The organism is Paraburkholderia solisilvae, from assembly GCF_902859875.1.
Lineage (GTDB): Bacteria > Pseudomonadota > Gammaproteobacteria > Burkholderiales > Burkholderiaceae > Paraburkholderia > Paraburkholderia solisilvae.
This window is the reverse complement of record NZ_CADIKF010000010.1, coordinates 132794-144434: the sequence shown is the minus strand read 5'-3', so window position 1 is coordinate 144434 and position 11641 is coordinate 132794. Positions and strand designations below refer to the sequence as shown.

General features: G+C 64.2%; 14 protein-coding genes. 11 read left to right on the top strand and 3 right to left on the bottom strand.

What is annotated here, in order from left to right; genetic code table 11:
* From HV675_RS08960 to HV675_RS08935, 6 genes are all read left to right on the top strand, one after another.
* Positions 1-1201: c-type cytochrome (locus HV675_RS08960; RefSeq protein ID WP_175110531.1), on the top strand; the 1201-nt coding region annotated here is incomplete at its 5' end.
* Between the two features lie 228 nt (positions 1202-1429).
* Positions 1430-1603, top strand: a complete 174-nt coding sequence (locus HV675_RS08955; RefSeq protein WP_175110530.1) for a hypothetical protein — start codon at positions 1430-1432, stop codon at positions 1601-1603.
* Positions 1604-1612: 9 nt separating this feature from the next.
* Entirely contained in the window at positions 1613-2185 is a 573-nt protein-coding gene (locus HV675_RS08950; protein ID WP_175110529.1) for a cupredoxin domain-containing protein, read from the top strand.
* Positions 2172-3812, top strand: a complete 1641-nt coding sequence (locus tag HV675_RS08945) for a b(o/a)3-type cytochrome-c oxidase subunit 1 (protein WP_175110528.1) — start codon at positions 2172-2174, stop codon at positions 3810-3812. Before HV675_RS08950 ends, HV675_RS08945 begins: the two co-directional genes overlap by 14 nt.
* The gene (locus HV675_RS08940) at positions 3809-4609 is read left to right on the top strand and encodes a c-type cytochrome (protein WP_175110527.1); all 801 of its coding nucleotides are present in this window, start codon (positions 3809-3811) and stop codon (positions 4607-4609) included. Before HV675_RS08945 ends, HV675_RS08940 begins: the two co-directional genes overlap by 4 nt.
* Before the next feature lie 275 nt (positions 4610-4884).
* Positions 4885-5688: a bestrophin-like domain gene (locus HV675_RS08935; protein ID WP_175110526.1), complete on the top strand. Its 804-nt coding sequence runs from the start codon at positions 4885-4887 to the stop codon at positions 5686-5688.
* A gap of 46 nt (positions 5689-5734) precedes the next feature.
* On the opposite strand, the gene HV675_RS08930 is transcribed toward HV675_RS08935, so the two are convergent.
* Positions 5735-6634 carry a LysR family transcriptional regulator gene (locus HV675_RS08930; protein WP_175110525.1) on the bottom strand — a complete coding sequence of 300 codons (900 nt, stop codon included), beginning with the start codon at positions 6632-6634 and terminating at the stop codon, positions 5735-5737.
* A gap of 130 nt (positions 6635-6764) precedes the next feature.
* Between HV675_RS08930 and HV675_RS08925 the strand changes: the two genes are divergently transcribed.
* A complete protein-coding gene (locus HV675_RS08925; protein WP_175110524.1) occupies positions 6765-7508 on the top strand; it encodes an SDR family oxidoreductase in 744 nt (247 codons plus the stop codon).
* Between the two features lie 253 nt (positions 7509-7761).
* Here the strand turns inward: HV675_RS08925 and HV675_RS08920 are convergent, their stop codons facing one another.
* Complete coding sequence (locus HV675_RS08920; protein WP_175110523.1) at positions 7762-8253, bottom strand: c-type cytochrome; 492 nt, start codon at positions 8251-8253, stop codon at positions 7762-7764.
* A 443-nt stretch (positions 8254-8696) separates the two neighbouring features.
* Here HV675_RS08920 and HV675_RS08915 point away from each other — a divergent pair, with 443 nt between their 5' ends.
* The 4 genes from HV675_RS08915 to HV675_RS08900 all read left to right on the top strand — a co-directional run bounded on the left by HV675_RS08915 (position 8697) and on the right by HV675_RS08900 (position 11188).
* A complete protein-coding gene (locus HV675_RS08915; RefSeq protein WP_175110522.1) occupies positions 8697-9065 on the top strand; it encodes a BON domain-containing protein in 369 nt (122 codons plus the stop codon).
* A 15-nt stretch (positions 9066-9080) separates the two neighbouring features.
* Positions 9081-9239, top strand: a complete 159-nt coding sequence (locus tag HV675_RS08910) for a hypothetical protein (protein ID WP_175110521.1) — start codon at positions 9081-9083, stop codon at positions 9237-9239.
* Between the two features lie 118 nt (positions 9240-9357).
* The gene (locus tag HV675_RS08905) at positions 9358-10323 is read left to right on the top strand and encodes a LysR family transcriptional regulator (RefSeq protein ID WP_175110520.1); all 966 of its coding nucleotides are present in this window, start codon (positions 9358-9360) and stop codon (positions 10321-10323) included.
* 349 nt (positions 10324-10672) lie between these two features.
* Complete coding sequence (locus HV675_RS08900) at positions 10673-11188, top strand: RNA polymerase sigma factor (RefSeq protein WP_175110519.1); 516 nt, start codon at positions 10673-10675, stop codon at positions 11186-11188.
* Between the two features lie 85 nt (positions 11189-11273).
* On the opposite strand, the gene HV675_RS08895 is transcribed toward HV675_RS08900, so the two are convergent.
* Positions 11274-11609: a DUF4148 domain-containing protein gene (locus tag HV675_RS08895; protein WP_175110518.1), complete on the bottom strand. Its 336-nt coding sequence runs from the start codon at positions 11607-11609 to the stop codon at positions 11274-11276.
* Positions 11610-11641 lie beyond the last annotated feature (32 nt).

The window sequence follows — 11641 nt, the reverse complement described above, 5'->3', positions numbered from 1 at the left end:
GGCGAGCCCGGCCGCCCACGCCACCGGCACGCCCGACACGCGCCCGGCGAACGTGATCCGCGGCGAATACCTCGCGCGCGCGGGCGACTGCATCGCGTGCCACACCGCGCCGCGCGGCAAGATGTTCGGCGGCGGCCTCGCGATGGAAACGCCGTTCGGCACGCTGTACTCGCCGAATATCTCGCCGGACGCGCAGTATGGAATCGGCACATGGAGCGCCGACGCGTTCTTCAGCATGCTGCGCACCGGCAAAGCGCCCGACGGCAAGCTGATCTATCCGGTGATGCCGATCGCGCAATACACGAAGGTCACACGTGAGGATTCCGATGCGATCTTCGCGTATCTGATGTCGGTGCCGCCGGTGCGTCAGCAGAACCGGCCGAACGAACTGCGCTTTCCGTTCAACCATCGCAACCTGCTGATCGGCTGGCGCTCGCTGTATTTCCGCGAGGGCGAGTTCAAGCCGGACCCGACGCGTTCGGTCGAATGGAACCGTGGCGCTTATCTGGTCGAAGGGCTCGGCCACTGCACGATGTGCCACACGAAGATCAACCTGCTCGGCGGCTCGTCGCGCGACAAGCAGTTCGCCGGCGGCCTGATCCCGGTGCAGAACTGGTACGCGCCGTCGCTCACGTCGGACAAGGACGGCGGCCTCGGCGACTGGAGCATCAAGGACATCGTCGATCTGCTGCAGGCAGGCATCTCGGATCGCGGCGCCGTCTATGGACCGATGGCCGAAGTCACGTACCACAGCCTGCAATACCTGAACGACGACGACGTGAAGGCGATGGCCGTCTATCTGAAATCGCTGCCGGACAACGATCCCGGCCGCAAGAGCGGGCCGCCCGCCCAGGTCGACCGGAAAGTCGCCGCGAAGGGCAAACAGATCTACGCGGACAAATGCGCGATGTGCCACGGGGCGAACGGCGAAGGCAAGCTGCAACATTACCCGCCGCTCGCCGGCAACCAGTCGATCGAAATGGACTCGGCGGTCAACCCGATTCGCATCGTGCTGAACGGCGGCTTTCCGCCCGGCACGCAGCGCAACCCCGAACCGTACGGCATGCCACCGTTCGCACAGGAACTGAACGATGCGGATGCGGCCGCGGTGGTCACGTATATCCGCACCGCGTGGGGCAATCACGGGCTGCCGGTGACTCCGAAAGAAGTCAACGACTTGCGTAACGCGCCGCTGCGCTGATAGCGCGCGGGCACGGCGGCACGCGCGACGCACGCGTTTCGCCTGCTTGAGCGGATGCGTCGGGCGTCGTTTGCATCAGGCGCCCATTGCGTCGGACGCCGTTTGGGTCCGGCGACATCGGTATCGAACGTCTTGCGCCGGCGCCACTCGCGCTGACTTGCACGAATACGACGGCCACCGTACAAGCCGCGCCACCACGCTGAACCCTTGCATCGGGAGAACATGCAGATGGACGTCAACGAACCCTCCAGCGCCGGCGCATCCGACGAAGAGGTCGAGCGCATCGTCGCCGCGGGACCGCACGGCGCGATCGCGCTCGCCGGCGTCGCCTCGCTCGTCGTGCTGGCGATCTGGATCGGCTTCTACTTCCTCGTATTCCTGCCGCGCGGCGTCATCCAGTAACCGGTCATCATGTCGAGCCAACCTTCCGATCATCAGCAAAGCGGCCACGCGGTCGCCGAACGCGCCGAGCGGCGCTGGGCCTGGTTCGCCGGCGCGATCATCCTCGTGATGCTCGCGGTCGTGGTGTTCACGGGCCTTCACTGGGCGATGATGCCGCCGTCACGCGTCGAGACGATCGACCCGTCGCGGCTGCAGATGTCCGGCGAATTTGTCGAGAGCAATCTGGGCAGTGCGGTCGAGCCGGACGGCTCGGTAATCGTGCGCTTTATCGCGCAGCAATACTCGTTCACGCCGCAATGTCTGCTGGTGCCGGCCGACACGCCGGTCACCCTGCGCACCACGAGCGCGGACGTGGTGCACGGCCTGCTGATCGCCGGCACGAACGTCAACACGATGGTCGTGCCCGGCTACGTGGCGACACTCACCACCCGCTTTGACCAACCCGGCGAACACCTGATGCCGTGTCACGAGTTCTGCGGCTTCGGCCATCAGACGATGTGGGCGCATGTCAAAGTGATCGACAAGGCAGCCTTCTTCGAGCAGGCACGACAAAACCGGAGGCTCAGCTGTGTTGCACGCTAGGCGACTCGTTCTTGCGCATTTCTGGCTCGCGTTTATCGCGTTTATCATCGCGCTCTTTCTCGGCGCGTGGCAGATGCTCGTGCGCAGCCCGCTGCATCCATGGCTCGGCAACCCCGAGCTCTACTACCGCTCGGTGACCGAGCACGGCACGGTGATGGCGTACGTGCTGCCCACCCTGGTCGCGATGGGCTTCGGCTACGCGATCGTCGAACTCGCGCTGAAGCAGGCGCTGATCGGCCTGAAGTGGGGCTGGGCCGGTTTCATCCTGCTCGCGATCGGCGCCGTGGTGGCCTCCGTTCCGGTGGCGATGGGCCGCGCCTCGGTGCTGTACACGTTCTATCCGCCGATGGTCGGCAACGCGTTCTACTATATCGGCGTCGTGCTGGTGGTGGTCGGTTCGTGGATCTGGGTCGCGCTGATGCACGTGAACCTGCGCGCATGGAAACGCGCGAATCCCGGCCGGCCCGTGCCGCTCGCGATGTTCGCGAATGTGGCCGGCGCGTATCTGTGGGCATGGACGGCCGTCGGCGCCGCCGTCGAGATCCTGTTCCAGATCCTGCCGGTCGCGCTCGGACTGAAATCGACGATCGACGCGGGCCTCGCGCGCGTGCTGTTCTCATGGACGCTGCACGCCATCGTCTACTTCTGGCTGATCCCCGCGTATATCGCGTACTACACGATCGTGCCGCGCGCGATCGGCGGGCGTCTGTACAGCGATTCGATGGCGCGCGTGTCGTTCATCCTGTTCCTCGTGTTCGCGATGCCGATCGGCATTCACCATCTGTTCGCCGATCCGCAGGTCGGCTCGGGCTTCAAGTTCCTGCATGCGGTGTTCACCGGCATGGTGTCGGTGCCGACGCTGCTCACCGTGTTTACGATCTGCGCGTCGGTTGAAATCGCGGGCCGCCTGCGCGGCGGCAAGGGCGCGTTCGGCTGGCTTGCCGCGCTGCCGTGGCGCAACCCGATGATGCTCGTGATCGCCTTCTCGTTCATCATGCTCGGCTTCGGCGGGGCCGGCGGGCTCATCAACATGAGCTATCAGTTGAACGAATCGGTGCACAACACGCAGTGGGTCACCGGCCACTTCCATCTGATCTTCGGCGGCGCGATCGTGATCATGTACTTCGCGATCGCCTACGAGCTCTGGCCGCAGCTGACCGGCCGCATGCTCGGCCATGACGGGCTGATCCGCACGCAGTTGTGGCTGTGGTTCATCGGCATGATGGTGGTGACGATTCCCTGGCACTACGTCGGCTTGCTCGGCGCGCCGCGCCGCATGGCGTACTACGACTACAGCGTGCCCGGTATCGACGCGCAGGCGGTGTGGGTCGCGATCTCCGCCTTCGGCGGACTCGTGCTGGTCATCTCCGGTGTGATGTTCATCTATATCCTGGTGAAAGGGCAGTTCGGTTCGACTCAGCCCGGGAGCGAGGCGGCGCAGCCGTTCGGCGGCTTCAGCGTGCCCGCGCAGCCGGTCGACCGGGTGCCGGCCGCGCTGAACGGCTTCGGCCTGTGGGTCGCGCTGATGATCGGCCTCACCGTCGTCAACTACAGCGTGCCGATCGCGCAGCTGCTCGCGCTGCCGCAGACTTCCGTGCCCGCCGTGGCGGTAGGAGCATCGCGATGAGTGACGAGCGCGTCTTCAGCTTCCGCAATCGCTGGTTCACCGCGAGCGTCGGCTCTACCGTCGCGATCGCGATCGTCGGCATACTGATCGGCTTTATCTGGCTGCCGTCGCAACACGCGGACTTCACGCGCGACGGCCTGTGGGCCACGATCTGCCGCGCGGCCGGCGCGCCTCAGTCGTGGTACAGCGGCGCGCCCGACATCGAGGGCACGCCGCCGAGCAACGTGATCGTGCTGCCGCCGCTGCGCAGCGCGCGTGCCGACGCGGTATCGATCGGCCGCGGCGCCACGCTCGCGCAGAACTGCTCGATGTGCCACGGCGTGCAAAGCGTCGTGATGGTGACCGCGCCGGTGCTCGCCGGCCAGTATGCGGATGTGATCTACAAGGAACTGCGCGACTATCAGAGCGGCGCGCGGCCGAACGCGATCATGCCGCCGATCATCCGCCACCTGACCGATCGCGATCTGCACGACCTCGCCGCGTACTACGCGTCGCTGCCGCGCCCGATTCCGGTGGAATCAGGCGGCACGGAAGACCGCGCGATCCGCAAGCTCGTCAACGACGGCGACCCGATGCGCAATATCGCACCGTGCGCGGCCTGCCATGGCGAACGCGACCGCAAAGGCTCGGCGCCATGGCTCGGCGGCCAGTCGTCGGTGTATCTCGCCGCGCAATTGAAGCTCTTCGCGAACGGCCAGCGCCGCAACGACGTCAATGAACAGATGCGCAACGTCGCACGCAACATGACGCCTGAAGAAATAGAAGGCGTCGCGAAGTACTACGCTGCACGGCCGTAAACAGGCGGGCCGCTTGACGGCCCGGAAATCGGCGCAGAAAAAAGATTGAGGAGACGGCTCGAGAAGCGGCGCAAGAAGCGGCGCAAGAAGCGGCTCGAGAAGCGGGGCAAAAAGCGGGTAGAGAAGCGGATAGAGAAGCGCGGCTCAGGAAGACACGCATTGCGCTTCACGCGCGATCGGGGCACATTGCCGGATTGATTGCGCCCGCACCGACCTGCCGGGACCCGGAACGATGGCGCAGCATGTGTGTGCTGCAGTGCCACGGAGCCCCTCTGATGCAGGAAATCACATCGGCGCTGACCGTGTTCGTCGTGCTGATCATCGGTACCGCGATCGGCTGGTTCGTCAAACCGCTGCTGCCCGAGGAACACAAGGCGCACGAAACCGTGCAGCTGATCCAGCTCGTGATCGGCATGCTCGTCACGTTCGCGGCCCTCGTGCTGGGGCTCTTGACCGCGTCCGCCAAGAACAGCTTCGACACGGTCGGCAACGACGTACGCGCCTATGCATCGGACATGATCCAGCTCGACCAGACCCTGCGCGAGTACGGCAACGAGGCGCAGGCGGTGCGCGCGCTGCTGCGTGTCTATACGGCCGAGGCCATTACGTCGACATGGCCCGCCGAGCCGGCGCCGCCCGGGAATTACTATCCGAAGCGCGCGTTTCCGTCGACCATCTACAACCATCTGGAAAGCATCGAGCTCGGCGAAATGCTCAATGCCGCGACCATCGCGGCGCGCAATCTCGATACGCACACCCCCGCGCAGCAGCGGGCACTCGTCCGGATACTCACTCAGTTCGACGTGCTGATCGCCGCACGCTGGAAGCTGATCGAAGAAGCGCACAGTTCGATCTCGCGGCCGTTCCTGATGATGCTCGCATTCTGGCTGTTCGTGATCTTTCTGAGCTTCGGACTGATCGCGCCGCGCAATGCGCTCGCGCTCGTGATGATCACACTCGGCGCGGTATCGATCGCCTCGGCAATGTACGTGATCGTCGACCTCGATACGCCGCTGTCCGGTTCGCTGATCGTGTCGAGCGAACCGATGCGCGATGCGCTCGCGCATCTGGGCCGCTAGCGTCGCTCTGCGCGCACGCCGCGCACGAACAACCGTGGCGGCCGCTTCATTGACCGGCCGCCGCCGTTTCGAAGACTTCCCGCAGCCAGTCTGCGAACGCGCGCACCCGCAACGACAACTGGCGGTTCTGCGGATAGAGCACCGTCACCGGCATCGGCGGCGGCGCGTACTGCGCGAGCACGCGTTTCAATGCGCCGCGCGCCAGTTCATCGGCGATCCGGTAGCGCGGCACCTGGATGAGGCCGAGGCCCGCGAGCGCCGCGCCCGTGTAAAGATCTGCCGAGGTGACGGCAACGATCCCGCCGAGATGGACTTCGGTCGCCCTTCCATCGACGGTGAATTCGAGTGGCATCGGGCTGCCGGTCGCGCTCGACACGAAGTTCACCGCACGGTGCGCGCGCAATTCGTCGAGATTGAGCGGTTCGCCGTGCGCGTCCAGATACGCGGGACTCGCGACGGTCACCTGTTCGAGCCGCGCGAGGCGCCGCCCGACCATCGACGAATCTTGCAGCGTGCCCGCGCGCAGTACGCAATCGACGCCTTCGCGCACCAGATCGACGAAACGGTCGTCCTCCGCGAGATGCAGTTCGACGCCCGGGTAGCGGGCAAGAAACTGCGGCAGCACCGGCATCACGAAGCAACGCGCGAGCGTGCCTTGCAGGTTCGCGCGCAACAACCCTTTCGGCGCGACATTGCGAAATGACCCTTCCGCCTCTTCGAGGTCGGTGAGCAGCCGCAGGCACCGCGCGTAATACGCTTCGCCGTCGTGCGTCAGGCGCACCGAACGGGTCGTGCGCTCGAGCAGCCGCGCGCCGAGCCGCTCTTCCATCCGCTTCATCAGATTGGTCACCGTCGCCCGAGGAATTTGCAGATCGTCTGACGCGCGCGTAAAGCTTTGCCGCTCGGCGATCCGCACAAACACCTGCATTTCCTGAAACCGATCCATATACCGCTCCGTCCGGCTTTGCTTTATTAAAGTAAATGGAATTATATAGTCGAATATGCGGTGATTATCAATCCGGATAGATCGTTCACTATTCGTCTCACCGGCTCATCACTTCTTGAGGAAACGAATCATGAACGCAATCAAAAACGAAAAAGTCGCGCTCATCACGGGCGCGGCACGCGGCATCGGCGCGGTCGTCGCATCGCGGCTCGCGGCCGACGGCTTCGCCATCGCAGTCAACTATGCATCGAGCGCGACTGAGGCGGAGGCACTGGTTGCCGAACTGCGCCAGGACGGCGCGACGGCGATCGCCGTGAAGGCCGACGTCGCGAATCCGGTCGATGTGCGCCACATGTTCGACACGGTCGAAAACGAACTGGGCAAGGTCGACGTGCTCGTCAACAATGCGGGCGTGATGAAGGTTGTGCCGCTGCACGACACAACCGACGAATCGTTCGAGCAAACCATGAACACCAATGTGCGCGGCACATTCAACACGATGCGCGAAGCCTGGTCGCGAATCGCTGAAGGCGGCCGCATCATCAACTTCTCGAGCACGTCGCTTGGTTTGAACAAACCGGGTTATGCGCTCTATAACGCGTCGAAGGGCGCAGTGGAGGCGATGTCGCGTGTGTTCGCGCAGGAACTGCGCGGCCGCAATGTCACGGTGAACGCGGTCGCGCCGGGTCCGGTCGGCACGGATCTGTTTTACAAAGGCAAGACCGAAGAACAGATTCAGGCTTTCGCCAACATCCCGCCGCTGCAGCGCCTCGGCCGGGCGGATGAAATCGCGGCGGTGGTGTCGTTCCTCGCCGGGCCGGACGGCGGCTGGGTGAATGGGCAGGTGCTGCGCGCGAACGGCGGCGCTGCGTAAGTCGCGCGTGCGGTTGTGCCGTTGTGCCGCCGGTTGTGCCAATTTCGGCGGGCGTCGCATCGCCGAGGTGCGGCGGGCACGAGCGAACTCCGCCGCCAGGCGGAGTTCGCAGGCCAGCGCTCAAAGCGCAACGCGCGAGCGCACCGGCAGAGCGTTGCGCGCGCAACGGCGGCGCAGCCAGGCGTACAGCGGGACGCACAGCGAAGTTCGCGGCGCTTCGACGGTCAGCCGCCGATGCGCCGCGACGCGCGGCTCAATCAAGCGAATGGAGATAGGCCGCCACCGCGCGCGCGTCGTGTTCATCCAGGCGGTAGTCGGGCATCGGCGGATGCGCGGTCCCGCCGGATGCGGTGCGGCCCGTTTCAAGGAACGTCACGAGTTGCGCCTCCGTGTAGCCGGCCGGCAGACCCGCGATCTTGACCGAGCGGCCGACCCAGCCCGGAACCGGATGATCCGGCGTAAACGGGAGGTCGGCGCCCTGCAGGTCCTCGCTTGCGATCGGCATGCCGTGCGCGTCTTTCCGCGTATGGCAATCGACGCACATGCCGACCCGATGGACGATGTAGTTGCCCTGGGCGATCAATGCGCTTTGCTTGTCGACAGGCGCCTTCGCGAAAGCAACCACTGGCGACAGCAGCGCCAGCACGCAAAGGCCGTTGAAGGCGCGCTGAACGAGAGTTGCCGTGCGCGGAGCGCGTGCGGCGCGCCCGCGCGGCAAAGCGCGCTTCGAATGGTGATTCGTCATCTATCGAGACTCCGGTGGGATGTGTGATGGGTTCTTTAGCCGCCGCGGACGAATGCCCGAGGCAGCCGCGATCGGAAGACACGAGACCTCCACGCATGCCCGAATCTCCATCGCGTCAGGGGCGCAATGTCATCGCCCTCCGCAAAAACAACCGCCGGATTTGCTTTATTCCGTACGCTTAAGCGTTGTACTGACAAGTTGAATCGCATTGACGAAATACGCACCGACCGCTTCGCTTTCCCGGACCGTGTGTCGCCTGAGGAATCGGGAAAGAGACACGATGCGTGCTGGCAAAGACGCGCGCATACTGCATTTGCCGCGGCGGATGCACGCCAAAATTGATCTTGCATTAGTGCGGCGATTGGCTATTTTTACTTTTGCTTTTTGCAGTTTTGACGATTCGTCACGCGTGCCCCCCAATAACGGAAACAAAAGGAGCTGTCATGAATGCGATCGATCTGTTGAAGGTGATGGTGGTTGCAGGATGTGTGGCGCTGACCTCGAGCGCCTGGTCGCAGTCGAGCGACTCGATGGGCACGACCGATTCGGCTACGACGACGACCGACGCGAAGGCGATGAAAAAGGCGGACCGCAAGCTCGCCCACGACGTGCGCCGGGCCATGGCGAAAGCACAAGGCTTCGATGTATCCAACGTGTTCGTGCGTGCGCGCAGCGGGGTGGTGACGCTGACCGGCACCGTGCCCGAAGGCGACCAGATCGCGCAGGCCGGCGAAATTGCGAAGGGCGTCGCCGGTGTGAAATCGGTGGCGAACCGGGTGACGCTCGGCGTGCAAGGCGGCGGCGGCAACTGACCGACCGACGGCACGATGCCGATGGTCGATATCGGCATCGTCAGGCGTGGCAACAACCCCGCGGCGACGCGGGGTTGTTTTTTGAGCCCGGCCGCCGCGCCCGCAAACATTACCAAAAGCTTTCACACGATCGCCATCAAGCTAATTGAAAATCGACAGCCAATCGCGGAATAAAACGCACCTCAGACTGTTCTCCGTTCAATAGACCGCCTCGTGCAGTCGAGCGAAAACACAAAAAAACCCGGGGAACCGCGTTGACCGGACGATCCTTGGCATCCATTCAGCCGGCACCATGTCCACTAGTTCACCCCGTTTGAATTCCGGCCTCCTGCACGCGATACGCCTGTTCGTGCGGGTCGTCGACGCGCGCGGCTTCACCGCCGCCGCTTTGCAGTCCGATCTGACCCCCGCGCAGGTATCGAGGATGATCGGCGAGCTCGAGCAGCGTCTGGGCACCAAACTGCTGCACCGCAATTCCCGGCACGTCTCGCTGACCAGCCCGGGCGAGCGCTATCTGCTCAAGTGCCGCTCGATTCTCGACCTCGTCGACGAAGCGGAAAACGAAGCGCGCGACGCCGCGATCCGCCCCGCCGGCACGCTGAAAGTATCGTGCATGTCGGGCTTCGGCCGGTATCACCTGCTGCCGCTGCTGATGGAGTATCTGCAGCGGTACCCGGACGTGAAAGTCGAATACTCGACGCGGCAGAACGCGCCGGATGTGCTGGCTGAAGGCATCGATTCGAGCGTCTATTTTGCGCAGGAGCTGCCGCATTCGACGCTGGTCGGCCGCAAGGTCGGCGGCGTGCGCAGCCTGCTTTGCGCGCGGCCCGATTACCTTGCGCGGCACGGCACTCCGTCGCACCCCGAAGATTTAATGACCTACAGTTGCCTGAAACTCGTGAACATTACGCGCGACTGGCAACTGACCGACGGCGATTCGACGATCACGTTGCCGGTATCCGGTCCGTTCAAGGGAGATTCGACCGATGCGGTGCTCAGTGCGGTAATGAGCGGACTGGGCATCGCGCTGCTGCCGCCGTGGGCGATTATCGACAGCCTGAAGAGCGGTCAGCTCGTGCCGGTGCTGCCGCAGTGGCGCACGCCGGAAATCGGCGTCTATTCGCTGATTTCGTCGCGGCGCTACCTGCCGGCACAAACGCGCGCATGGATCGATCTGATCGCGGAAAAATTGCCGGTCGCGCTCGGGCGGGATGAACTGGCGATCATGCGATTCGTCGCGACCTCGACAGAAGTCTGATCGAACGTCGGCGGCTGCGGAATACCTGAATTGCAATCGGCCATCGCCGCGTCGCTCCGATTAGATTTCAGGCTCCGCGCGGGCGGCCGGCATTATTCGGATTGTTCGTTACGTGACATGCAACGTTGCCTTTCGCTCATCATGGTGTTGAACTGCTTTCGCAGTCTTTAACATCGGTCACAGGTCGCGGTGAGCCGTCCGGCTCACCTCATACAAACTCCTTACTCACACCCGTCGCTTCGCGCGGTCCGGACGGCTCGTCGTGGACCGGATCCGGCATGCAGCCGCGAGGCTGCGACAAGCTCGAGACATTGGCGCAGATTCGGCGCATTTCAGGGGGCACTGACGTATGACCAACCAGGATTGCTTAGCCGGCATCGAGTCGCTGCCGCGCATCTGGGCCTTCGCGCTGCGTCTGACCGAACAGGAACGGGACGCCGAACGGCTTGTCGCACAGGCGTGCCGCCGGTTTTCGGCGGGCGACTGGAGCCGCGGCGCATCGCGCTGCCTGCGTCCGCTGCACCGGCTTTTTTCGATCATGGCGACGGTCTGGCTCGAAGAGGGCTACGCGCAGCGCCATGCGCGCCTGCAACCGCTGGAAGGCGAATGCACGTGCGACCCCGCGGTCTCGAGCGATTGCCGTGCGACCGACTGCGTGCATTGCCTGCTGCGCCATGCGGTCAGTTCGCTTCCCGACGCGCAACGCGTGCCGATGCTGCTGGTGCTGGTCGAGGGCCTGAGCTATGCGGAAGCGGGCGACGTGCTGTCGATGTCGAACAACGAGGTCGCCGAGATCGTCGCGCAAGGACGCGCGACGGTCGCAGGTATGCTGAGCAAGCATCGGCAGGTATCCGAATTGTGCTGAGCCGCGGTCCGGCCGACCGCACACCATTCGATACCTTCAATCGCAAAGCCCGAACCTTTACCGTAAAGGTTCGGGCTTTGTTCTGCTAGAAACCACTTGGGCCGGTGGGCCACACGCTGGTGGTCCGCGGCACCTTCACGTTTTCTCCGAGACAGTCGGCGCGGTATTTCAACGAAAGCCGCGCTTGCGCCGCCTGGATATCCGACGGATAGTAGTCGCCGCCGCTCGCTGACGGATCGTAACCGACCGATTCGAGTTCGCGCAGCTCCTGCATCAGTTGCGCATGGGTGACGGGGCCGCTCAGCGGCTTGAAAGGATAGTCATTGCATTCGGCCGGCGTCAGCTTGCTGCTTGCCGACGCCGCGCCGCTTGCCAGCAGCACGCACAGTGTCGCCGCGGTTTTGATCCAGAAGGGTTTCATGTCGTACGCTCCTTGCGCAGTGGTGTGACGAT

Bases quoted from the DNA above. Each gene is read 5' to 3' on its own strand.
- HV675_RS08905 (WP_175110520.1), top strand. From the start codon at position 9,358: ATGTCCACTAGTTCACCCCGTTTGAATTCCGGCCTCCTGCACGCGATA.
- HV675_RS08910 (WP_175110521.1), top strand. From the start codon at position 9,081: ATGCCGATGGTCGATATCGGCATCGTCAGGCGTGGCAACAACCCCGCG.
- HV675_RS08895 (WP_175110518.1), bottom strand. From the start codon at position 11,609: ATGAAACCCTTCTGGATCAAAACCGCGGCGACACTGTGCGTGCTGCTG.
- HV675_RS08950 (WP_175110529.1), top strand. From the start codon at position 1,613: ATGTCGAGCCAACCTTCCGATCATCAGCAAAGCGGCCACGCGGTCGCC.
- HV675_RS08920 (WP_175110523.1), bottom strand. From the start codon at position 8,253: ATGACGAATCACCATTCGAAGCGCGCTTTGCCGCGCGGGCGCGCCGCA.
- HV675_RS08900 (WP_175110519.1), top strand. From the start codon at position 10,673: ATGACCAACCAGGATTGCTTAGCCGGCATCGAGTCGCTGCCGCGCATC.
- HV675_RS08935 (WP_175110526.1), top strand. From the start codon at position 4,885: ATGCAGGAAATCACATCGGCGCTGACCGTGTTCGTCGTGCTGATCATC.
- HV675_RS08955 (WP_175110530.1), top strand. From the start codon at position 1,430: ATGGACGTCAACGAACCCTCCAGCGCCGGCGCATCCGACGAAGAGGTC.
- HV675_RS08930 (WP_175110525.1), bottom strand. From the start codon at position 6,634: ATGGATCGGTTTCAGGAAATGCAGGTGTTTGTGCGGATCGCCGAGCGG.
- HV675_RS08940 (WP_175110527.1), top strand. From the start codon at position 3,809: ATGAGTGACGAGCGCGTCTTCAGCTTCCGCAATCGCTGGTTCACCGCG.
- HV675_RS08915 (WP_175110522.1), top strand. From the start codon at position 8,697: ATGAATGCGATCGATCTGTTGAAGGTGATGGTGGTTGCAGGATGTGTG.
- HV675_RS08925 (WP_175110524.1), top strand. From the start codon at position 6,765: ATGAACGCAATCAAAAACGAAAAAGTCGCGCTCATCACGGGCGCGGCA.